The organism is Pararoseomonas sp. SCSIO 73927 (assembly GCF_037040815.1).
Lineage (GTDB): Bacteria > Pseudomonadota > Alphaproteobacteria > Acetobacterales > Acetobacteraceae > Roseomonas.
Window position 1 is genome coordinate 4,986,336 of the sequence record NZ_CP146232.1, and the last position, 20,826, is coordinate 5,007,161.

20 protein-coding genes are annotated in these 20,826 nt (G+C 71.7%); 6 read left to right on the forward strand and 14 right to left on the reverse strand.

What is annotated here, in order from left to right; genetic code table 11:
- Nucleotides 1-6: 6 nt before the first annotated feature.
- Both VQH23_RS23555 and VQH23_RS23560 read right to left on the reverse strand, forming a co-directional pair.
- Entirely contained in the window at nucleotides 7-924 is a 918-nt protein-coding gene (locus VQH23_RS23555; protein ID WP_338663100.1) for an SMP-30/gluconolactonase/LRE family protein, read from the reverse strand.
- Between the two features lie 10 nt (nucleotides 925-934).
- On the reverse strand, nucleotides 935-1,933 hold the full coding sequence (locus VQH23_RS23560; protein ID WP_338663101.1) for a tripartite tricarboxylate transporter substrate binding protein: 999 nt from the start codon (nucleotides 1,931-1,933) through the stop codon (nucleotides 935-937).
- 127 nt (nucleotides 1,934-2,060) lie between these two features.
- On the opposite strand from VQH23_RS23560, the gene VQH23_RS23565 reads away from it, so the two are divergent.
- The 5 genes from VQH23_RS23565 to VQH23_RS23585 all read left to right on the forward strand — a co-directional run bounded on the left by VQH23_RS23565 (nucleotide 2,061) and on the right by VQH23_RS23585 (nucleotide 9,759).
- Nucleotides 2,061-2,741 (forward strand): RraA family protein, encoded by a 681-nt coding sequence (locus tag VQH23_RS23565; protein ID WP_338663102.1) that lies wholly within the window; start codon nucleotides 2,061-2,063, stop codon nucleotides 2,739-2,741.
- A 33-nt stretch (nucleotides 2,742-2,774) separates the two neighbouring features.
- Nucleotides 2,775-3,791: a hydroxyacid dehydrogenase gene (locus VQH23_RS23570; RefSeq protein ID WP_338663103.1), complete on the forward strand. Its 1,017-nt coding sequence runs from the start codon at nucleotides 2,775-2,777 to the stop codon at nucleotides 3,789-3,791.
- 19 nt (nucleotides 3,792-3,810) lie between these two features.
- Nucleotides 3,811-6,867 carry an FAD-binding and (Fe-S)-binding domain-containing protein gene (locus VQH23_RS23575; RefSeq protein WP_338663104.1) on the forward strand — a complete coding sequence of 1,019 codons (3,057 nt, stop codon included), beginning with the start codon at nucleotides 3,811-3,813 and terminating at the stop codon, nucleotides 6,865-6,867.
- Nucleotides 6,868-6,901: 34 nt separating this feature from the next.
- Nucleotides 6,902-7,894: a tripartite tricarboxylate transporter substrate binding protein gene (locus tag VQH23_RS23580; protein ID WP_338663105.1), complete on the forward strand. Its 993-nt coding sequence runs from the start codon at nucleotides 6,902-6,904 to the stop codon at nucleotides 7,892-7,894.
- A 206-nt stretch (nucleotides 7,895-8,100) separates the two neighbouring features.
- Nucleotides 8,101-9,759: an acetolactate synthase large subunit gene (locus VQH23_RS23585; RefSeq protein ID WP_338663106.1), complete on the forward strand. Its 1,659-nt coding sequence runs from the start codon at nucleotides 8,101-8,103 to the stop codon at nucleotides 9,757-9,759.
- Nucleotides 9,760-9,861: 102 nt separating this feature from the next.
- Here VQH23_RS23585 and VQH23_RS23590 read toward each other — a convergent pair whose 3' ends face one another.
- Genes VQH23_RS23590 through VQH23_RS23625 form a run of 8 tightly spaced genes read right to left on the reverse strand, consistent with a single transcriptional unit; the run spans nucleotide 9,862 to nucleotide 16,369 of the window.
- Nucleotides 9,862-10,233, reverse strand: coding sequence for an iron-sulfur cluster assembly accessory protein (locus VQH23_RS23590; RefSeq protein ID WP_338663107.1), 372 nt, complete (start codon nucleotides 10,231-10,233; stop codon nucleotides 9,862-9,864).
- A gap of 11 nt (nucleotides 10,234-10,244) precedes the next feature.
- A complete protein-coding gene (locus VQH23_RS23595) occupies nucleotides 10,245-10,619 on the reverse strand; it encodes an SUF system Fe-S cluster assembly protein (RefSeq protein WP_338663108.1) in 375 nt (124 codons plus the stop codon).
- Nucleotides 10,612-11,073 (reverse strand): Fe-S cluster assembly sulfur transfer protein SufU, encoded by a 462-nt coding sequence (sufU, locus tag VQH23_RS23600; protein WP_338663109.1) that lies wholly within the window; start codon nucleotides 11,071-11,073, stop codon nucleotides 10,612-10,614. Before sufU ends, VQH23_RS23595 begins: the two co-directional genes overlap by 8 nt.
- Nucleotides 11,073-12,329 (reverse strand): SufS family cysteine desulfurase, encoded by a 1,257-nt coding sequence (locus tag VQH23_RS23605; protein WP_338663110.1) that lies wholly within the window; start codon nucleotides 12,327-12,329, stop codon nucleotides 11,073-11,075. Before VQH23_RS23605 ends, sufU begins: the two co-directional genes overlap by 1 nt.
- On the reverse strand, nucleotides 12,329-13,618 hold the full coding sequence (gene sufD / locus VQH23_RS23610) for a Fe-S cluster assembly protein SufD (protein WP_338663111.1): 1,290 nt from the start codon (nucleotides 13,616-13,618) through the stop codon (nucleotides 12,329-12,331). The genes VQH23_RS23605 and sufD overlap by 1 nt, the downstream gene beginning before the upstream one ends.
- Before the next feature lie 10 nt (nucleotides 13,619-13,628).
- Nucleotides 13,629-14,378, reverse strand: coding sequence for a Fe-S cluster assembly ATPase SufC (gene sufC / locus VQH23_RS23615; protein ID WP_338663112.1), 750 nt, complete (start codon nucleotides 14,376-14,378; stop codon nucleotides 13,629-13,631).
- A gap of 22 nt (nucleotides 14,379-14,400) precedes the next feature.
- The gene (gene sufB / locus VQH23_RS23620) at nucleotides 14,401-15,897 is read right to left on the reverse strand and encodes a Fe-S cluster assembly protein SufB (RefSeq protein WP_338663113.1); all 1,497 of its coding nucleotides are present in this window, start codon (nucleotides 15,895-15,897) and stop codon (nucleotides 14,401-14,403) included.
- A 10-nt stretch (nucleotides 15,898-15,907) separates the two neighbouring features.
- Nucleotides 15,908-16,369: an Rrf2 family transcriptional regulator gene (locus tag VQH23_RS23625; RefSeq protein WP_338663114.1), complete on the reverse strand. Its 462-nt coding sequence runs from the start codon at nucleotides 16,367-16,369 to the stop codon at nucleotides 15,908-15,910.
- Between the two features lie 219 nt (nucleotides 16,370-16,588).
- On the opposite strand from VQH23_RS23625, the gene VQH23_RS23630 reads away from it, so the two are divergent.
- Nucleotides 16,589-17,266: an NUDIX hydrolase gene (locus VQH23_RS23630; protein WP_338663115.1), complete on the forward strand. Its 678-nt coding sequence runs from the start codon at nucleotides 16,589-16,591 to the stop codon at nucleotides 17,264-17,266.
- Between the two features lie 2 nt (nucleotides 17,267-17,268).
- Here VQH23_RS23630 and VQH23_RS23635 read toward each other — a convergent pair whose 3' ends face one another.
- Genes VQH23_RS23635 through VQH23_RS23650 form a run of 4 tightly spaced genes read right to left on the reverse strand, consistent with a single transcriptional unit; the run spans nucleotide 17,269 to nucleotide 20,795 of the window.
- Entirely contained in the window at nucleotides 17,269-18,162 is an 894-nt protein-coding gene (locus VQH23_RS23635) for an MBL fold metallo-hydrolase (protein WP_338663116.1), read from the reverse strand.
- Nucleotides 18,159-19,046 (reverse strand): DMT family transporter, encoded by an 888-nt coding sequence (locus tag VQH23_RS23640; RefSeq protein ID WP_338663117.1) that lies wholly within the window; start codon nucleotides 19,044-19,046, stop codon nucleotides 18,159-18,161. The genes VQH23_RS23635 and VQH23_RS23640 overlap by 4 nt, the downstream gene beginning before the upstream one ends.
- Nucleotides 19,046-19,960 (reverse strand): DMT family transporter, encoded by a 915-nt coding sequence (locus VQH23_RS23645; RefSeq protein ID WP_338663118.1) that lies wholly within the window; start codon nucleotides 19,958-19,960, stop codon nucleotides 19,046-19,048. Before VQH23_RS23645 ends, VQH23_RS23640 begins: the two co-directional genes overlap by 1 nt.
- Nucleotides 19,953-20,795, reverse strand: coding sequence for a MaoC family dehydratase N-terminal domain-containing protein (locus VQH23_RS23650; protein WP_338663119.1), 843 nt, complete (start codon nucleotides 20,793-20,795; stop codon nucleotides 19,953-19,955). The genes VQH23_RS23645 and VQH23_RS23650 overlap by 8 nt, the downstream gene beginning before the upstream one ends.
- Nucleotides 20,796-20,826: the final 31 nt, after the last annotated feature.

Genomic DNA, 20,826 nt, shown 5'->3' on the forward strand with positions numbered 1-20,826 from the left:
ACCCCTTCAGGCGTGAGAGTACAGGGCCATTCCCGGGGCCGGAAGGGTCGCGCGCAGGATGCTGCCCGTCTCGGACTCCGTGATGAAGAGCTCGGCCGTGCCGGGCCGGAAGGCAAGGTTCGTGGTGGACCAGCCGGCGCAGGAGGCGATGCGCGCCAGCGGCTCGGCCCGGGGCGAGAGGCGCCAGGCGGTGCCGAAGCCGGCATGGGCGACCAGCAGGCAGCCCTCCTCATCCAGCGCCATCCCGTCCGGCCCGCTCGGGCCGCCATGGAGGTGGCAGAAGATGCTCGCCTTCGTCACGCTGCCATCCGCGTGCAGCGGCAGGCGCCAGATCTGGTTGGCCCGCGTCACCGCCACTAATAGGAAGGAGGCGTCCGGCGCCACCACGATTCCGTTGGGGCTGGGGATCGTGTCGATCAGGATGTCGAGCCGTCCATCGGTGCCCAGGCGGTACACCCGCCCGGTCGGGTCCTGCAGCCCGGTCTGGCCCTGATCGGTGAAGTACATCTCGCCCGAGGGCCCGAAAACGAGGTCGTTGACGCCCTTGAAGCTCTCCGAGCGCGCCGTCTCGAGGAAGGGCGTGACGCTGCCGCTCTGCGGGTCCAGCAGCATGATCCCGCGCTTGTAGTCCGTGATGAAGATGCGCCCGTCCCGGTGGATCTTCAGCCCGTTCGGCCAGCCGTCATACTCGGCCACCTGCTCCCACTCCCCCTCGGGCGAGACGCGGAAGACGCGGCCGAAGGGGATGTCGGTGACGTAGAGCCGCCCCTGCCGGTCGAAGGAAGGCCCCTCGAGGAAGCTGTCCACGGGCTTGCCGGCGCGGTTGGCGTCGCTCCAGGCAGTCCGTCGCGCGTTGCGGAAGCGGTCGGGCAGGCGCGTGAAGACCTCGGTTTCGATGCGCGGCGGCGGGGCGAAGAAGCTCATCCCCGCACCCCTACTGCCGCTCAATGCCGCCGGAGGCCGCGACCTCGCGCCAGCGCGCGGCCTCCTCGGCCAGCAGTTGCGAGAAGGCGCCCGGGGTGATGCCGCCCGGCTCGGAGCCGAGCTCGGCGATGAACGTCCTCATGTCCTGCGCCTCCAGCGCGCGGGCCATCTCCCCGTGCAGCCGCTCCACGATCGCGGCCGGCGTGCCCTTCGGGGCGGCGAGGCCCGACCAGTTGATCACGCTGTAGCCCGGCAGCCCGGCCTCGCGAAAGGTCGGCACGTCGGGAAGGGCGGCCGCGCGGTGATCCCCGCTGATGGCCAGCGGACGAAGCTGCCCGCCGCGGATGTTCCCCAGCGCCGAGCCGGGCGAGATCATCACGAGATCCACGTTGCCCGAGAGCACGCCGATCACCGCCTCTCCGGCACCGCGATAGGGCACGTGGTAGAGGCTCACCCCCGCCGCGCGCTGAAAGGCGAGGGTCGCGAAATGCGGGGCGCTGCCCGTGCTGCCCGTGCCGTAGGTCAGCTTCTCCGGGTCCTTCTTCGCCGCGGCGACGAGGGAGGCGAGGTCGCGGTAGGGCGACCTCTCCCCGACCGCGAGAAGGATCGGCGAGAAGGCGGTGACGCTGATCGGCTGGAAGGCCGTCGCCTGGTCGAAGGGCAGCCGGCTGAACAGGTAGGGCAGCATGGCGTAGGTGTTGTCCATCGCCAGCAGGGTGTAGCCGTCCGGCACCGCCCGCGCCGCCTCGCCCGCGCCGATCGTGCCGGTGGCGCCGGACTTGTTCTCCACCACGAAGCTCTGCCCCATCGCGTCCGTCAGCTTCTGGGCGATCCGGCGCGCCAGCGTGTCCACGGCCCCGCCTGGCGCCCAGGGCACGATCACCCGGACCGGGCGGGACGGATATTCCCCTTGTGCGAGGGCGGGGCGGGCCAGCCCGGCGAAGGGCGCGGCAAGCCCGGCCCCAAGAAGGGTGCGCCGGGCGATGGACTGGGTCTGATAGCAGGACACTTGCGCTTCCTCTTCCCGTTCGGCTATTTCGAAACGCCGTTGCATTTTCCGCTGGCCGTTCTGGCACCGGGGAAGAACCGGTGTCAACAATCCGGCGCGGAACGGCGCCGCATCCGGGAGGACGGCCGTGGCGATCGGCTTCCGCATCCATCGGCGCACCCGACAGGTCGACGCCGCCCTCGTTGCGCGCTTCCGCGACCTGCCCGTCGCCAATGTCAGCGACGTGATGGCGCGGATGAGCGCTGGCGGCGCGCGGCTGCGGCCGATGCACGCCCCCGGCAGCGTCCTTGCCGGCCCCGCCCTGACGGTGCGCACGCGCCCCGGCGACAACCTGATGATCCACAAGGCGATCGCGCTGGCGGCGCCTGGCGACGTCATCGTGGTGGATGCGGGCGGCGACCTGACCAACGCCCTCATCGGTGAGCTGATGCTGGCGCAGATGGTCAGGAAGGGCCTCGCCGGGATCGTGATCAACGGCGCCATCCGGGACAGCGCGGCGATCCGCGCGCAGGGCTTCCCGGTCTTCGCCGCCGGCGTCACGCATCGCGGCCCCTACAAGGACGGCCCGGGCGAGATCAACGCGCCCGTCGCGCTCGATGGCATGGTGATCGCGCCGGGCGACCTCGTCCTCGGCGATGATGACGGCCTGCTCTGCGTGGCGATCGACGAGGCGGAGGCGGTCCACGCCGCCGCATCCGCGAAGCAGGCCGCGGAGGAGAGGCAGATGCCCAACATCCTGGCCGGCACCCACGACGCGTCCTGGGTGGACGCCTCCCTCCGCAAGCTGGGCTGCGACGGGCTCGAGTAGAGCGCCCTCCCCTCCTCACCCCAAGGCCGATCCATGACCGATTCCGACACGCGCCCCAACGTCCTCGTCTCCGCCGCCTGGCTTGCGGCGGAGGCCGTCACGATGCTGGAGGAGGCGGGCTACGCCGTCCGTTGCACCAGCGGCTACCCGGGCGAGGACGAGCTGCTCGGCGCCATCCGGGAGTACCGGCCGGTGGCGATCCTGCACCGCCAGGGCATCATCAACGGCGCGGTGATGGACGCCGCGGCGCCGGACCTGCGCCTTGTCGCCCGCCACGGCGCGGGGATCGACGGGATCGACATCCCTGCCGCCCGCGCCCGCGGCCTGACCGTGACGCGCGCGGCGGGCGCGAACTCCCGCTCGGTCGCGGAGCACGCGATGGCGCTGATGCTGACAGTGCTGAAGGACCTGCCCTCCGTCACCGCCGGCATGCGCGAGGGGCTCTGGGAGAAGACCTCGCGCATGACCCGCGACATGGACGGCATGACGCTCGGCCTCGTCGGCTACGGCGCGATCGGCTCCAAGGTGGCGCGCATGGCGTCCGCCTTCGGTATGCGCGTGCTCGCCTACGATCCCTACCTTCCCGGGAACGGCCTGCCCGGGCCGGGCGAGCGCGTGGGGAGCCTGGATGAACTCCTTCCCCGCTCCGAAGTGCTCTCCCTTCACTGCCCGCTGGAGCCGGAGACGCGCGGTCTGATCGGGGCGCGGGAGTTGGCGCTGCTGCCCAGGGGCGCCGTCCTTGTCCACACCGCGCGCGGCGGCATCGTGGACCAGGACGCGCTGCTGGCGGCGCTCGATTCCGGCGGGCTGAGCTGGGCGGGGGTGGACGTCTTCGCGAAGGAGCCGCTGGAGGCCGACAGCCCCTTCCGCACCCACCCGCGCGTGGTGCCGACCCCTCACCTGGCCGCCAACACGCCCCGCGGCGCGACCGGCATGGCCTGCGGCGCGGCGGAGAGCATCATCGCCGTGCTGGCCGGGCGCCTGCCCGCGCTGGAAGGGGCGGTGGTCGTGCCGGGCGGGCTTCCCGCCGATCCCGTCCAGGCGGTCTGAGGGGCGAAGGGAGACGGTCATGATCCCGCGCATCCCCGAGGCGCCTCCGCCGGAGGCGCTCACCCGCGCCTTCCTGGCCGCGCTGCGGGCGGCCGGGTTCATGGGCGAGATGTCGTCCGGCGACGCGGACCGGATGGTCTTCGCCACCGACAACTCCATCTACCGCGTGCCGCCCCAGGCCGTGCTCTTCCCGCGCGACACGGCGGACGTTTCCCGGGCCATGCGCCTCCTGGCGGAGGAGCGGTTCCGCGGGGTGGTGCTGGCCCCGCGAGGCGGCGGCACGGGCACGAACGGCCAGTCGCTGACGTCGGGCATCGTGCTCGACCTGTCCCGCCACATGAACCGCATCCTGGAGATCGACCCGGCGGGGCGGCGCGTGCGCGTGCAGGCGGGCGTGGTGAAGGACCAGCTCAACGCCGCGCTGGCGCCGCATGGCCTGTTCTTCGCGCCGGAGCTCTCCACCTCGAACCGCGCGACGATTGGCGGGATGATCTCGACCGACGCCTCCGGCCAGGGCTCCTGCCTCTACGGCAAGACGCGGGACCACGTGCTGGGCCTCACCACCGTCCTGACCGACGGGACGGCCTGGGAATCCGCCCCGCTTGAGGAGGAGGCGCTCCGCGCCATCCAGCGCCGGACGGACCGGGTGGGCGCCGTGCACCGGGCGGTGGACACCGTCAGGCGCGAGCACGCGGGGGAGATCGAGGCGGGCTTCCCGAAGCTGAATCGCTGCCTCACCGGCTACGACCTCGCCCACATCCGGGACTCCGCCGGCCGCTTCGACCTGAACAGCGTGATCTGCGGCGCCGAGGGGACGCTCGGCGTGGTGACGGAGGCCACGCTCAACATCCTGCCGATCCCGAAGCACGTCGCGCTGGTGAACCTGCGCTACGCGGGTTTCGACGCGGCGCTGCGCGACGCGGGCGCGCTGATGGCCTTCGGCGCGGCCTCTGTCGAGACCGTGGACAGCAAGGTCCTGGCCCTGGCGCAGCGGGACATCGTCTGGGAGAGCGTGCGCGCCTTCTTCCCCGAGGAGGCCGGGCGCCCGGTCCGGGGCGTGCTGCTGGTGGAGTTCGTGGGCGACGCGCCGGCCGCCGTCGAGGCCTCGCTCGGGCGCCTGACCGCGATGCTGGACGCGGAGGGCTTCGCCGGGCCTCGCCTGGGCTACACGGTGGCCCGCGGCGAGGCGGCGGTTGGCGCCGTCTGGGACATGCGCAAGCGCGCGGTCGGCCTGCTCGGCAACATGGCGGGCGAGCGGCGCCCCATCGCCTTCGTCGAGGACACCGCCGTCCCGCCAGAGCGCCTGGCCGACTACATCGCCGAGTTCCGCGCGCTGCTGGACGGCGCCGGGCTGGACTACGGCATGTTCGGGCACGCCGATGCGGGCGTGCTGCACGTCCGCCCCGCCATCGACATGAAGGACCCCGCGCAGGAGCGGCTGATCCGCGAGGTCTCCGACGCCGTCGCGGCCCTCACGCAGCGCTATGGCGGCCTGCTCTGGGGCGAGCACGGCAAGGGCGTGCGCTCCGAGTATTCCCCGCGCTTCTTCGGCCCGCTCTACCCGCTGCTGCAGGCGGTGAAGGGCGCCTTCGACCCTCATAACCAGCTCAACCCCGGCAAGATCGCGACACCGCCCGAGGGCGGGGGCCTGATGCGGGTGGACGGCGTGCCGACCCGCGGCGCGGCGGATCGCACGATCCCCGAGGCGGTGCGCGCCCCCTACGACACCGCGATGCACTGCAACGGCAACGGCGTCTGCTTCGACTGGGACACAGACACGGCGATGTGCCCCTCCTGGAAGGGCACGCGGGAACGGCGGCACTCCCCCAAGGGCCGGGCGATGCTGGTGCGGGAATGGCTTCGGCGGCTGAGCGAGGCCGGGGTGGATCCGGTGGAGGAGGCCCGCGCCCTGCGCGCCGCCCCGCCCCTGCGCGGTTTCCTCGCCCGCCTGCGGAACACGCTGGTCCGGCGCGGTGAGGCCGACTTCTCCCACGCCGTGAAGGAGGCGATGGATGGCTGCCTCGCCTGTAAGTCCTGCACCGGCGGGTGCCCGATCAAGGTGGACGTGCCGGGGTTCCGGGCGAGGTTCCTCGAGCTCTACCACGGCCGCTACCTGCGCCCCCTGCGCCACCACCTCGTCGCCGAGGTGGAGCGCGCCCTGCCCCGCGCGGCGCGGTTCCCCCGCCTCTACAACGCCGCGGTCGGCAGCGCCCCGGGCCGCGCCGTGCTGCGTGCCCTCGGCCTCGTGGACAGCCCGCCCATCTCCGGCATCGACCTCCCGGCGGAGCTCGCCGCCCGCGGCGTCGCGCTTGCCGCACCAGGATCGCTTCGGGACCTGCCGGCCGCCGAGCGCGACCGCTCCGTGGTCCTCGTCCAGGACGCCTTCACGAGCTTCAACGAGACCCGGCTGCTGCTCGATGTGCTGGACCTGATGCTGGCGCTCGGCGCCCGGCCCTGGGTCGCGCCTTTCCGGCCGAACGGGAAGCCTCTCCATGTCCACGGCTTCCTCGGCGCCTTCGGCCGGGCGGCGGAGGCAAACGCGGCGATGCTGGAGGAGCTGGCGGGCACGGGGGTTCCGCTCGTCGGGATCGACCCGTCGATGACGCTGACCTACCGGGCGGAGTACCGGGACGCCGGTGTGGAGGCCCCTGCCGTCCTGCTGCTGCAGGAGTGGCTGGCGCAGCGGGAGGGCGATGCGCCACGGGCGGCGCCGGGGACCTTCCGCCTGCTCCTGCACTGCACGGAGCGCACCAACGCCGCGTCCTCGCCGCGCGAGTGGCGGGCCGCCTTCGCCAGGCACGGTCTGTCGCTCGAGGTCGTCGCGGCGGGATGCTGCGGGATGGCCGGCACCTACGGCCACGAGGCCGAGCACCGCGCCATGTCGGAGCACCTCTACGGCCTGAGCTGGAAGCGGCACGTCGCGGCGGGCGAGGACCTCCTGGCGACCGGCTATTCCTGCCGGTCCCAAGTCAAGCGACTGGATGGCGTCGCGCTCCGCCATCCCGCCCAAGCCCTGCTCGCTGCCATCCGGGAGGCGCGAGGCAGCGGATCGGTGCTGCCGGCAAGGGCGGCCTGAGCGGCAGAGCGTCAACAAGGAAGAGGAATCAACCGTGACCCAAGACACAGGCATGGGCCGCCGCGGCCTTCTGTGGGCCGGAGCGGCGCTCGTCGCCGCGCCGCTCGCCCGCCCCGCCCTGGCGCAGCCCGCCTGGCCGGCGGGCCGGCCGATCGAGATCATCGTCGGCTTCGCGCCCGGCGGCGGTACCGACGTGATGCTGCGCGCCCTGGCCCAGGCCCTCGCGGCGGAGCTGCCCGGCTCGAACTTCGTCATCAGCAACCGCCCCGGCGCGGGCGGAGAGACGGCCTACGCGCTGCTCCAGGCCGCACGGCCGGACGGCTTCACGATCGGCGGCCTGAACACGCCGGGCTATCTCTCCGTCCCGATCGAGCGCCGCGTGCGCTACGACCGGACGCGGATCCGGGCCATCGCCCGCCTGGTGGACGACCCCAGCGCGTTCGTCGTGCACCGGGATTCGCCGTACCGGACCCTCGCCGATCTCATCGCGGACGCGAAGCGGCGTCCCGGGCAGATCAGCGTGGGTTCCTCGGGGGTCGGCACCGACGACCATCTCGGCCTCACGCTGTTCCAGGCGGCCACGGGCACCGAGTTCATCCACGCGCCCTATGCAGGGGCGGGTCTGGTGAAGAACGCCGTGCTGGCGCGCCACATCGACGTGGCCGGGCTGAACCTCGGCGAGATTGGCATGCTCGGCCAGGACGCGCCCCCGTTGCGCCCGCTGGCGGGCATGGGAACGCATCGCTGGGACCTCATGCCGAACGTGCCGACCTTCCGCGAGGAGGGCCACGACGTGGTCATGACCAGCGAGCGCGGCATCGGCGCGCCCCGCGGCGTGCCGGACGAGATCGCCCTCCGGCTGCAAGGGGCCGTCGCCAGCGTGGTCGGCCGGCCGGAATGGGCGGAAAAGGCCCGGCAACTCGAGCTCGCGATGGCCTACCTGCCCGGTGCCGAGTGGGAGGCGCAGATGCCCGCCCAGGAGGCCCGTTACCGCGGAATCTGGGAAAGGACCCCGTGGCAGCAGTAGGCCCGGACCGCACGGGGCAGGAACACCTCATCGCGGTCGCCGTGGTGGGGCGGGCCATGTAGAGGCGCGCCCGCGGCGGCGACCCGGCCGAGTTCCACGGCTTTCCCGCCCTTGCCGGGCACCGGGAGGGTGGCGCGCAGCGCCTGGTCCGCCGATGCTGCCGCACCGCGCCGGGACGCGTGCGGCACATCGGAGGAGAGCACGCGATGACCAAGGCCTCTGACCTGCTGGTCGCGGCCCTCGAGAACGAGGGAGTGGACCGGATCTTCGGGGTGCCGGGGGAGGAGAACCTGGACGTCCTGGAGTCCCTCCGGAAGTCCAGGATCGAGCTCGTCCTGACCCGGCACGAGCAGCCGGCCGCCTTCATGGCCGCCACCCACGGCCGCCTGACCGGGCGGCCGGGAGTATGCCTCGCCACCCTCGGCCCCGGTGCGCTGAACCTCGTCACCGGTGCCGCCTACGCGCAGCTCGGCGCCATGCCGATGGTCATGATCACCGGCCAGAAGGGGATCATGAGCAGCCGGCAGGCGGGCTTCCAGATCGTGGACACGGTCGCCGCCATGCGGCCCCTCACCAAGCTCACCCGGCAGATCGTCTCCCCCGCCACCATCCCCACCCTGGTCCGGGACGCCTTCCGCGTGGCGCAGGAGGAGCGGCCGGGGCCGGTGCACCTGGAGTTGCCGGAGGACGTGGCGGGAGAGGAGATCGAACCCGCGCCGCCGCTGATCCCGCCGCACCCGATCGAGATCCCCGTGGCACATCCCGCCGCGCTGGACCGGGCCGCCGCGATGATCCTGGCCGCCGAGCGGCCGCTCGTGATGCTCGGCGCGGCGACGAGCCGCCCGCGCGCCACGCAGGGGCTGGCGGGCTTTGTCCACCGCACCCGCATCCCCTTCTTCACGACGCAGATGGGCAAGGGCACCCTTCCCGCCGGCTCCAACCTCTACATGGGCACCGCCGCGCTGTCCGAGCGCGACTACGTGCACGAGGCGATCGAGCGCGCCGACCTCATCATCGCCATCGGCCACGACACGGTGGAGAAGCCGCCCTTCCTCATGGGTCCGAACGGTCCCAAGGTGATTCACCTCTCCTACACGCCGGCCCATGTCGAGCAGGTCTACTTCCCGCACGCCGAGGTGGTCGGCGATGTCGGCCCGAGCCTCGAGGCGGTGGCGGACCGGCTGGAGGGCCGCCTCCCCAACGCCGGGGCCCTGCTGCCGCTGCGCGAGGGCATCCTCGCCCGGATCGCGGACCGTGCCGAGGAAGGGCGCTTCCCGCCGACGCCGCAGCGCCTGGTGCGCGATGTCCGCCGGGTGATGCCGGAGGACGGGATCGTCGCCCTCGACAACGGCATGTACAAGATCTGGTTCGCCCGGAACTACCGGACCACGGTGGCCAACACTCTGCTGCTGGACAACGCGCTGGCCACGATGGGCGCCGGCCTTCCCTCGGCGATGATGGCGGCGATGCTGAACCCGGGACGCCGGGTGCTCGCGGTCTGCGGGGATGGCGGCTTCATGATGAACAGCCAGGAGATGGAGACGGCCGTCCGGCTCGGCCTCAACCTGGTGGTGCTGGTGCTGGAGGACGGCGCCTACGGCATGATCCGTTGGAAGCAGTCCGTGGACGATTTCCCCGACTTCGGCATGACCTTCGGCAACCCGGACTTCGTCCGCTACGCCGAGGCCTACGGTGCCAGGGGGCATCGCGTCGCGACGACGGAGGAGCTGGTCCCGACGCTGGAGGCCGCCTTCCAGGCCGGCGGCGTGCACCTCATCGCGGTTCCGATCGACTATTCCGAGAACAAGCGCGTCCTGGTGGACGAGCTGAGGGCCCGGCTGTCAGTCACCGGAATGATTGGTTAGCTTGCTGCGGCGGGCGGCAATTGCGCCACCCGCCTTTCACCTCGGCAAGGCGCGACAAGCAAGGGCCCGCCCTGCCCACCGACGCGGTGACGGACGGCCATCTCACACGTGGAAGCTCTCGCCGCAGCCGCAGCGGCCCTTCTCGTTCGGGTTGGTGAAGGTGAAGCCGGCCGACATGGCCTTCCTCTCGTAGTCCATCACCGTCCCGATCAAGAACAGGGTGGCCTTGCGGTCCACCAGCACCGTCACGCCCTTGTCCGTCACCGTCTCGTCGCCCGGCCCGGCGGCATCGACGAACTCCATCTGGTAGGACATGCCGGAGCAGCCCTTGGTGGAGACGGCCACGCGCAGGAGCTTCCTGCCGTCGCCCTTCTCATACATCGCGCGAAGCCGCTCCGCCGCCGCGTCGGTCAGCGTCATCAGCGGCGGCAGGGCCCGGCGAGCCTTCGGGGCCTCGGTCGTGGTCGTTCCCATCACCGCCTCCATCAATACACGTTCAGGGCCAGCTTCGCGTCCTCGCTCATGCGGGACGGGTCCCAAGGCGGATCCCACACCACCTCCACCGCCACGGAGGTGACGTTGGGCACGCCCTTCACCGCTTCCTCCACCATGCTCGGCAGTTCCTGCGCGGAGGGGCAGGAGGGGGTGGTGAGGGTCATGTCCACCTTCACCGCCCCGTCGTCCCCGATCTCCACGGCGTAGATCAGGCCGAGCTCGTAGATGTCGACGGGGATCTCCGGGTCGAACACGGTCTTCAGCGCGTCCAGCACCGCGACCTCGCTCACCCGCGTCGCCGGGATCGGACCCTCGGGGGACCAGGCCTCGTGGGTCGTGCCCCCGTTCGCTGCGGACTCACTCACTCGAAGCCTCCTTCCCGCCGTCGAGGGCGGTGTTGAGGGTGTGCCAGGCCAGCGTCGCGCACTTCACCCGGCTCGGGAATTCGTGCACGCCGGAGAGGGCCTGAAGCCGGTCCATCTCCTCCTCCAGCGCCGTGCCGCAATCCGGGCAGGTGCCGGTCATCGCCATCTCGCGGAAATGCGCCGCGAGATCCCGTGCCTCGGCCGTCGTCTTGCCCCGGACCGTCTCCGTCATCAGCGAGGCGCTGGCGGTGGAAATGGCGCAGCCCCGCCCCTGGAAGGCGGCGTCCGCGATGCGATCATCCTCCATGCCAAGGAACAGCTCGATCCGGTCGCCGCACATCGGGTTGTCCCCGCGCGCGGAGAGGTCGGGCGTTTCCAGCCGCCGGAAATTCCGGGGCTTGCGCCCGTGGTCCAAGATGACCTCCTGATAGAGGTCGCGCAGGTCGTCGAACATCAGGCGAAGAACCTCCGCGCGGAGGTCAGCGCCTCCGCCAGGAAATCGACTTCCTCATGGGTCGTGTAAACGCCGAAGGAGGCGCGGCAGGTGCTGTCATGCCCGATCCGGACGTGCAGCGGTTCCGCGCAGTGCCGCCCGGCGCGCACCGCGATTCCCACGCGGTCTAGCAGGGTGGAAAGGTCGTGCGCGTGCGCGTTGCCGAGCGCGAAGGAGAAGACCCCGCCGCGGTCCTGCGCGTGCCCGATTAGCGTCAGGTCCTCGATGACGGACAGCTTCGCCATCGCATGGTCCACCAGGGCGCGCTCATGCGCCTCGATGGCGTCCATCCCGATCGCGGTCACGTAGTCGATCGCCGCGTGCAGCCCCACCGCCTCCACGATCGGCGGCGTGCCCGCCTCGAACTTCGCCGGCACCGGGGCGGGGCGGAATCCCTCCCGCGTCACCTCGGAGATCATGTCGCCGCCGCCGAGGAAGGGCGGCATGGCGTCCAGCAGCTCCATCCGGCCCCACAGAACGCCGATGCCCGTCGGGCCGTACAGCTTGTGGCCGGTGAAGACGTAGAAGTCGGCATCCAGCGCCCGCACGTCCACGCGCCGGTGGACCACCGCCTGAGACCCGTCGAACAGCACCTTGGCACCGTGCGCATGGGCCAGCGCCGCGATGCGCGCGGCGGGCGTCACGGTGCCCAGCACGTTCGACATGTGGGTGACGGCGACGAGCCCGACCTTCCCGTCGGCCAGCTTGGCCTCCAGGTCGGCCATGTCCAGCTCGCCGGCCTCGGTCACGTCCGCGATCCGCAGCTCGATCCCGTGGTCCTGCGCCAGCATCTGCCAGGGCACAAAGTTAGCGTGGTGCTCCATCTCCGAGACCAGCACCGCCTGCCCAGGCTTCAGCACCCCGCGCCCGAAGGAATGGGCCACGAGGTTGATCGCGGAGGTGGAGTTGTAGGTGAACACCACCTCGCGCGCGTCGCCCGCGTTCAGGAAGCGCGCCACGGCCCCGCGCGCGGCCTCGTAGGCGGCGGTGGAGGCCTCGCTCAGCTGATAGGCGCCACGGTGGACGTTCGCGTAGCTCGTCTCGAACATCTCGCGCATGGCGTCGATCACCGCGCGCGGCTTCTGCGCGGAGGCCCCGGAATCCAGGAACACCAGCGGCTTCCCGTGCACCTTGGTGGACAGGATCGGGAAATCCTGCCGGACCCGCTGCACGTCCAGCGCCTGCTTCGCAGAGGGGGGCCGCACGCTGCCATCCATCACGCGGCCTCCCCGTGCTGCGCCCACCAGCCCGCCACAGCCTCGTCCAAGGCCTCGCGCGCCGCCTCGTCCTCCACGACCTCCACCGCCTCCTGCAGGAAAGCGCGCACCAGCATGGCGCGGGCCGCATCGGCGGGGATGCCGCGGGACCGGAGATAGAAGAGGCTGTCCTCGTCCAGCGCGCCGGCCGTAGCGCCGTGGCTGCACTTCACGTCGTCCGCGTAGATCTCCAGCTGCGGCTTGCTGTCGATCTCCGCCTCCTCGCTCAGCAGGAGGGCCTGGTTCATCTGGTAGCCGTCGGTCTTCTGCGCCTCGCGCCGCACCAGGATCTTGCCCTGGAACACGCCGCGCGCGCGCCCGGCCAGCACCGTCTTCACCGTCTGCCGGCTGGCGCAGTTCGGCGCCGCATGGTCCAGCGCCGTCGTCGTGTCGGCCAGCTGCCCCTCGGCCACCAGCTGCGCGCCGTTCAGGTGCGCCGTCGCGCGCGGCCCGAGCAGCGCGAGGTGCGTCTCGCTGCGGCTGATCTTCCCGCCGGCGTTCAGGACGAAGCCGTCATAGGTGCCGCCTTCTGCCACCCGCACGCCGAGATGGGCGAGGTGGTAGGCGCTCTCCGCCTCCCGCTGGACGCGGACATGCGTCAGCACGGCATCCTCGGCCACCTCGATCTCGAAGACCGGGTTGTGCAGGTGCGCGGAGCCGGAGGGCGAGGCCGCCGTCTCCAGCAGCACCAGCCGTGCCCCGCGCGCGAGGCGGATAAGGTGGCGCGGGTGCACGGTGGCCGCCGTCTCACCGGAGACGAGGGAGAGCAGCTCCACCCGTCCGGCATCGGCGCCCTCCGGCACCTCCAGCACCAGCCCGTCCTCGAACAGCAACGTGTTCAGCGTCACCATCGGCTGGGAGGCAGAAGCCACGCTGTTCAGCCGCGGCGCCACCGTCCCGATCACCTCGGCGAGCGAGCCCGCGACCAGCCCGTCCAGGAAGGACAGGTCGGCCCGGAACCGCCCGTCCACGAACACGGCCCGCCGATCCGCCCGCGCGGTCGGCAGCGCCACCGCCTCGTCCACCGGCGTCAGCGCCTCGCGGAACTCCGCGCGCAGCATCGGGGCCAGGTCGGTGTAGCGCCAGGCCTCCAAGCGGCGGCTCGGCAGCCCGGCCGCCGTCAGCGTCTCGGCGGCCGCGTCGCGCAGCGCGCGCACCGCCGGGATCTCGGCGCCGGGCAGGCGCTCCGCCAGCCCCGCGTAGCGGTGCAGGAAGGCGGCCGCGTTGCCGGCAGGGGAAACGCTGTTCATCGCATTCCCCTCAGGCGGCCTCGCCCAGGACGCCGGCATAGCCCTCGGCCTCCAGGCGATGGGCCAGCTCCGGCCCGCCGGAAGTGACGATGCGGCCATCGGCCAGCACGTGCACCCGGTCCGGCACGATATGGTTCAGCAGGCGCTGGTAGTGGGTGATCACCAGGGCGGAGAAGTTCGGCCCGCGCATGGCGTTCACGCCGTCGGACACGATCTTCAGCGCGTCGATGTCCAGCCCACTATCCGTCTCGTCGAGGATGGCGATCTTCGGCTCCAGCAGCGCCATCTGCAGGATCTCGTTCCGCTTCTTCTCGCCGCCGGAGAAGCCGACATTGACGCCGCGCTTCAGCATGTCCTCCGGCATGGACAGCTCCTTCATGCGGGCGCGCGCCAGCTTCAGGAACTGCATCGCATCCACCTCCGGCTCCCCGCGGGTGCGGCGGATGGCGTTCAGCGCGGTGCGCAGGAAATTGGCATTGCCCACGCCGGGCAGTTCCACCGGGTACTGGAATGCGAGGAACAGGCCGGCGGCCGCGCGCTCCTCCGGCTCCATCTCCAGCAGGTCCTGGCCGTTCAGGGTCACGGAACCGCCGGTGATCTCGTAGCCCTCGCGCCCGGACAGGGCGTAGGACAGCGTGGACTTGCCCGCGCCGTTCGGCCCCATGATGGCGTGCACCTCGCCGTCCGGCACCTCAAGGTTCACGCCCTTGAGGATCGCCTTGCCCTCGACCTCGGCCGTCAGGTTCTCGATACGCAGCATGTCTCTACTCTCCGCGCCGGGCTTACCCGACGCTCCCTTCCAGGCTGATCTGCAGCAGCTTCTGCGCCTCGACCGCGAACTCCATCGGCAGCTCCTTCAGCACCTCGCGGCAGAAGCCGTTGACGATCAGGCCCACCGCATCCTCCTGCGACAGCCCGCGCTGCCGGCAGTAGAACAGCTGGTCCTCCGCAATGCGGCTCGTCGTCGCCTCGTGCTCGGTCTTGGCCGTCATGCAGCGGTTCTCGATGTAGGGCACGGTATGCGCCCCGCAGAGATCGCCGATCAGCAGGCTGTCGCACTGGGTGAAGTTGCGCGCGTTCGTCGCCTTCGGGCTGATCCGCACCAGGCCGCGATAGGTGTTCTGCCCCTTGCCCGCCGAGATGCCCTTGGAGACGATCGTGCTGCGCGTGTTCTTGCCCAGATGGATCATCTTCGTGCCGGTATCGGCCTGCTGGTGGTTGTTGGTGATCGCCACCGAGTAGAACTCGCCCACCGACTCCTCGCCCTGCAGGATGCAGGACGGGTACTTCCAGGTAATGGCGGAACCCGTCTCCACCTGCGTCCAGCTCACCTTGCTGCGCTTGCCGCGGCAGGCCGCGCGCTTGGTGACGAAGTTGTAGATGCCGCCCTTCCCGTTCTCGTCGCCCGGGTACCAGTTCTGCACCGTGCTGTACTTGATGGAGGCGTCGTCCATGGCGACGAGCTCCACCACCGCCGCGTGCAGCTGGTTCTCGTCGCGCTGCGGCGCCGTGCAGCCCTCGAGGTAGGAGACGGTCGAGGCCTCGTCCGCGATGATCAGGGTGCGCTCGAACTGCCCCGTGCTCTTCGCGTTGATGCGGAAATAGGTGGAGAGCTCCATCGGGCAGCGCACGCCCTTGGGGATGTAGACGAAGCTGCCATCCGTGAAGACCGCGCTGTTCAGCGCCGCGTAGAAGTTGTCGGTGTGCGGCACCACGGTGCCCAGGTACTTCCGCACCAGCTCCGGGTGATTCTGCACCGCCTCGGAGATGGAGCAGAAGATGATCCCCTCCTTCTCCAGCCGGCCCTTGTAGGTCGTCGCGACGGAGACGCTGTCGAAGACCGCATCGATCGCCACCGGCAGGCGCCCGTCAGACGGGCTCTCGCCCGCGCCCTCCACGCCGGCCAGGATCGCCTGCTCCTTCAGCGGGATGCCGAGCTTGGCGTAGGTCTTCAGCAGCTCCGGATCGACCTCGTCCAGGGACTTGGGCGCGACCTTCTGCTTCGGCGCCGCGTAGTAGTAGGCGTCCTGGTAGTCGATCGGCGGATAGGTCACGGCGGGCCAGCGCGGCTCCTCCATGCCCTTCCAGGCCTCGAAGGCGCGCAGCCGCCAGTCCAGCAGCCACCCGGGCTCGTTCTTCTTGGCGGAGATGAAGCGGACGATGTCCTCGTTCAGCCCCTTGGGGGCGAACTCCATCTCGATATCGGTCTCGAACCCCCACTTGTAGGCGCCCTGCGTGGCGTCCCGGACGGTATCGAGGGTCTCTTCGACGGCGGGCATGTCAGATCCCTTACTCGGCCGCCAGATTGGCGGTGGGGGAAACGGGAGCGCGGCGATGGGCCTCCGCGCAGGAAGGCCGGGCCAGGTCGGCGATGGTCACGGCGGAGAGCGCGGCGCGCACCGCCTCGTTCACGGGATTCCAGCGGCCATGGATGGGGCAGTGCCCCTCCGCCTCGCAGCCACCGGAGCCACCGTCCACGCAGGCGGTCAGGGCGATCGGGCCGTCCATCGCCACCACCACCTCGGCGAGGCTGATGGCAGCGATCGGCCGCGCCGACCGGTGCCCGCCCCGCGCCCCGCGCTGCGCCTCGACGAGCCCGGCCTGGGAAAGGATGCGGAGCACCTTTGCCACCGTCGGCTCGGCGATGCCGGTTGCGGCGGAGAGGGACGGGGCGGTGTGCAGCCCACCCTCTCCACCCAGCCGGGCGAGGAGGACGACCGCGTAATCCGCGAGTTTGGACAGGCGAAGCACGGTGATGTCCGGACCAGTGATCTGGATACCAGACCCCAGCGGTCCGGTATGGCTGGGAAATGCGTCGCCACCCCTTCCATGTCAAGCCGCCCACGCCGGCGTGACCGGCAAAAACAACGACTTGAGAGTGATTCGCGGCTGGCATGCGGCCGGGCCATGACTTCCGCCACCCCGGCCCGCGGCCTAGAAGCGATGGGCGGAAGCGGAGAAGAAGCCCCGATGACGGAAACGATGCGCCCCACCGACTTCATCGCCGCCGGCGAGGCCGCCCCTGCCAGACCCGTCCACCCCAGGCACGCCGCCACGCTCCTCCTCTGGCGCGAATCCGACGGCGGGCTGGAGGTGCTGATGGGCGTGCGCAGCGTGAAGCACCGCTTCATGCCCAGCCGCCTCGTCTTCCCCGGCGGCCGCGTGGACTTGGAGGACCGCACCGCCCCGCTCCTCTCGGAGCTTCACCCCGGCACCCGACGCGCCCTGGAACGCCAGGCCCCGCCCCGGCTGTCCCGCGCCATAGCCGTTGCCGCCGCGCGGGAGCTGCTGGAGGAGACCGGCCTGATCCTCGGACGAATGGAGAAGGGGCGCCTCCACGCCGACCTCGCGCCGATGCGCTACCTCTGCCGCGCTGTCACCCCGCCGATGAGCCCGGTGCGCTTCAACGCCCGCTTCCTTACGGCCCCCGCCGAGGCTGTCAGCGGCGAGCTGGCCGGCTCCGGCGAGCTGGAGCACCTGGAGTACCACCGCGTGGACTCCACCCCGGCGCACGAGATGGCCCCGATCACCGCCAAGGTGCTGAAGGAGTTCCGCGACCTCATGGCCCTGCCGGAGGCCGAGCGCGAGACCCGCCCGATGATCTGGTACCAGGGCCGCGACACCCGCCGGCTGGAGCGGGGCGGGTAAGCTTAGACTGGGCGGAAGCGCCCGTCCTCCTCCAGGGACAGCCCTTCCCCCGCCAGCTTGAGCAGGTGCGCCAGAAGGCTGCGCGCCGCCGCCGGCACCAGCCGTTCCTCCAGCGCCGGACCGTAGACGGCCCGCACGAGCTCCGTCGCGGAGGCCGGCCCCGGCGCCGCGCGCAGCGCCGCCAGCACCGCCTCCTCCCGCTCCCGCCGGTGCGCGATCAGCGCCCGAATATACGGTCCGGGATCGTCCTGCGCCGGCCCGTGCCCGGGCAGCAGCAACCGGTCGCCCCGCGCCGCCACCCGGTCCAGCGAGCGCATGTAATCCGCCATGTCCCCGTCGGGCGGGGAGACGACGCTGGTGGACCAGGCCATCACGTGGTCCGCGCTGAACAGCACGCCGGGCGGCGCCAGCGCCGCATCCGCATCCAGCGCGAAGCAGAGGTGGTTGGCGCAGTGGCCGGGCGTGTGCAGCGCCGTCAGCCGCCAGCCATCCCCCTCCACCAAGGCCCCATCCGGCAGGCGCGTGTCGGGCGAGAAGTCGTGGTCGCCCCCCTCCCCCTCCGAGGCCGGAGTCAGGTGCGGCCCGAAGCCCAGGGTCTCCGCCCCCGTCGCTGCCCTCAGCGGCGCAGCGCCGGGCGAGTGGTCCCGGTGCGTGTGGGAGACGAGGATCCGCGTCACCCGCTCCCCCGTCACCGCGGCCAGCAAGGCGTCCAGGTGCGCCGCGTCCACCGGCCCGGGATCCAGCACCGCCACCTCGCCGCGCCCGATCAGGTAGGTGTTGGTGCCGCGGAAGGTGAAGGGCCCGGGATTACCGCAGATCACCCGCCGGATGCCCGGCGCGATCCACTCCACCTCTCCGGGCGCCAGGGGATCGTCCCGGCGGAACACAGGGTTCATCGCGCCCTCCTGAATTCGCCGCGGAGGACCAGAAAGCCCGCCCCCACGATCAGCACGCTTCCCGCCAGCATAGCCACGCCCGGCACCTCGCCCCAGACCAGCCAGCCCAGCAGCGCCGCCCAGAGTAGCCCGGTATAGGTGTAGGGCCCGAGGGAGGAGACCTGCGCGCTCGCGAAAGCCTCCGTGTTCAGCACCTGCCCCACCCCGCCGATCAGCCCAATCAGCACCAGCATCGCAAGATCCGGCAGGCTCGGCGTGGTCCAGAAGAAGGGCAGGGCCAGCCCCGTCATTGCCGTCATCATCAGCGCCTGCCAGAGCACGATGGTGGTGCTCGCCTCCGTCGCCGAGAGCTGGCGCACCAGCATGGTGGAGAGCGCCGCGAAGAACCCGCCCAGGGCCGCGACGAGGTAGCCCACCAGCATCCCCGCCCCGCCGGCAGCCACGCCCCGCCCCGCCCCCTGCCCTGCCGCGATCGCCAGCACGCCGACGAAGCCCATGATCACGGCCGCCCAGCGCATCGCCCCCGGCCGCTCCCCCAGCCAGGGGATGGCGAGGAGGATGACGAAGAGCGGCTGCGTGTAGTTCAGCGCCGTCTGCTCGGCCAAGGGCAGCAGGGTGAGGGAGAAGAAGGCGCAGGCCATGCCCACCATGCCCGTGAAGGCCCGCACGGCATGTCCCCCCAGCCGCCGCGTCCGCAGCAGCGCCCCCATCCGCAGCCCCGCCGCGAGCACGATGGGAAGGGAGAAGACGTTCCGGAAGAACATCAGCTCCAGGAAGCTGTACCGGGCGCTCAGCGCCTTCACGCAGGCGCCCATCACCGCGAAGCAGGCGGTGGCGCCGAGCATCATCAGCGCCCCGCGCCGGGCATCGTGCCGCAGCGCCATCAGCCCGCGCCCGCCGCGCGCGCCAGGCGTGCCCGCACCCTCTCGCGGTACAGGTTGTACAGCCCGGCGGCCACGACCACCGCCGCGCCCAGCACCGTCGTCGTCGCCGGCACGTCGCCCCAGACCACTAGGCCCAGCGCCGTGCCCATCACCAGCGTGGAGTACTCGAAGGGCGCCAGCAGCCCCACCGGCGCCAGGGCGAAGGCGCGGGCGAAAAGGAAATGCGCGCAGGCATTGCCGAAGCCCAGCACCAGGATCGCCGCCAGCCCGCCCGCCGAGGGCCAGCCCAGCGGCGGAAACAGCGGCAGCACCGCGATGCCGACGGGCACGTGCGCCACCATGAGCCAGAAGGTCACCCCCGCCGGCCGGTCCGTGCGCGACAGCACGCGCATCCACAGCCGCGTCAGCGCCATGAGCCCGACGCCCGCCAGCAGCAGCCCCGCCTCCCAGCGCCAGAGGTCGCCGCCCGGCCGCACCATCACCAGCACGCCGAGGAACCCTGCGAGGGTGGAGAGCCAGCGCCGCCACCCCACCACCTCGCCCAACAGCGGGATGGCCAGCAGCGTCATCGCCAGCGGCGCCATGGCGGCCACGGCGTAGCTGTCCCCCAGCGGCATGCCCCGCAGCCAGGCGAAGTAGAAGGTCACGGTCACCGCGCAGTGCAGCAGGCAGCGCCAGAACATCAGCCGGCGGTTCACGGCCCGCACCCGCCCCGGCGCCCGCCAGGCGCCGGTGATCGTCAGCACCGTGAGGGCGCCGATGGTCCCGCGAAGGATCATCGCCACCGCCACGCCGATCTCCGGCAGCACCCACTTCACCGCGGCGTCGGAGACGGTGACGATGGCGAAGCCCGCCGCGACGCAGCCGATCCCGCGCAGCGCATCCTCCGGCCGCGCCGGCTGAAGTTCAGGCAAAGCTGGCCTCGGCCTCCTGGCAGGTCGCGCCGTCCTCGTCCCGCGTCTCCAGCCGGATCACGCCCTCCGCGTCCCGCCGGCCCAGCAGCGTCAGGCGGCGCCCGTCGAAGCAGGGCCGCTTGCCGCGATAGGCGAAGCGCGCCAGCACCGTGCCGGGCCCCGCCCCCTCCCGCAGGGCCAGATCGAGGGCGTGCCGCGCCAGCAGCGTTGCCTGCAACGGCCCGTGCACCACCAGCCCGGGATAGCCCTCCTCCCCCGTGACATAGGGCTGGTCGTAGTGGATGCGGTGCCCGTTCCCCGTCAGCGCGGAGTAGCGGAACAGCATCACCGGATCGGGCACGAGAGAGGCCTCCAGCGCCCCCTCCAGGGCCGGCGCCGCCACCGCGGCTTTTACCGCCGCCCCCTCCGTGCCGCGATAGACGATGTCCTGCTCCTCCTCCACCAGCACGCCGCCCGGCCCGTGCAGCACATGCCCCACGGTAACGAAGACCAGCCGCCCGGAGCCCCCGGACTTCTCCTTCACGGAGAGAATGGTGCTGACGCGCCGCAGCGCGTCGCCCGTCCGCACCGGGGCGCGGAAGGTCACGCGCCCGCCCGCCCACATGCGGCGCGGCAGGTCGTGCACCGGGGGCAGGAAGCCGCCGCGGCGGGGATGGCCGTCCGGCCCCAGCCCGTCGGGCATGCGCCAGTCCTGGAAGAGGGTCCAGTGCCACAGCGCCGGCCATTCCGCCCCCTCGAGCGGCCGCCCGAGCGTCGCCGCCATGCCCTCGGCCAGGCGGGGATCCGCGCGGTCCTCGCGCTCCTCCTGCCGGCCCACATACGCCTCGAACGCCATCGCCCCTGTCCCCTCCCCCGTGCCGGCGGGC

Coding starts and splice junctions, on each gene's coding strand:
- VQH23_RS23585 (WP_338663106.1), top strand. CDS start 8,101: ATGACCAAGGCCTCTGACCTGCTGGTCGCGGCCCTCGAGAACGAGGGA.
- VQH23_RS23575 (WP_338663104.1), top strand. CDS start 3,811: ATGATCCCGCGCATCCCCGAGGCGCCTCCGCCGGAGGCGCTCACCCGC.
- sufU (WP_338663109.1), bottom strand. CDS start 11,073: ATGTTCGACGACCTGCGCGACCTCTATCAGGAGGTCATCTTGGACCAC.
- VQH23_RS23555 (WP_338663100.1), bottom strand. CDS start 924: ATGAGCTTCTTCGCCCCGCCGCCGCGCATCGAAACCGAGGTCTTCACG.
- VQH23_RS23640 (WP_338663117.1), bottom strand. CDS start 19,046: ATGGCGCTGCGGCACGATGCCCGGCGCGGGGCGCTGATGATGCTCGGC.
- VQH23_RS23635 (WP_338663116.1), bottom strand. CDS start 18,162: ATGAACCCTGTGTTCCGCCGGGACGATCCCCTGGCGCCCGGAGAGGTG.
- VQH23_RS23570 (WP_338663103.1), top strand. CDS start 2,775: ATGACCGATTCCGACACGCGCCCCAACGTCCTCGTCTCCGCCGCCTGG.
- sufC (WP_338663112.1), bottom strand. CDS start 14,378: ATGCTGCGTATCGAGAACCTGACGGCCGAGGTCGAGGGCAAGGCGATC.
- VQH23_RS23630 (WP_338663115.1), top strand. CDS start 16,589: ATGACGGAAACGATGCGCCCCACCGACTTCATCGCCGCCGGCGAGGCC.
- VQH23_RS23650 (WP_338663119.1), bottom strand. CDS start 20,795: ATGGCGTTCGAGGCGTATGTGGGCCGGCAGGAGGAGCGCGAGGACCGC.
- sufB (WP_338663113.1), bottom strand. CDS start 15,897: ATGCCCGCCGTCGAAGAGACCCTCGATACCGTCCGGGACGCCACGCAG.
- VQH23_RS23605 (WP_338663110.1), bottom strand. CDS start 12,329: ATGGATGGCAGCGTGCGGCCCCCCTCTGCGAAGCAGGCGCTGGACGTG.
- VQH23_RS23590 (WP_338663107.1), bottom strand. CDS start 10,233: ATGGGAACGACCACGACCGAGGCCCCGAAGGCTCGCCGGGCCCTGCCG.
- sufD (WP_338663111.1), bottom strand. CDS start 13,618: ATGAACAGCGTTTCCCCTGCCGGCAACGCGGCCGCCTTCCTGCACCGC.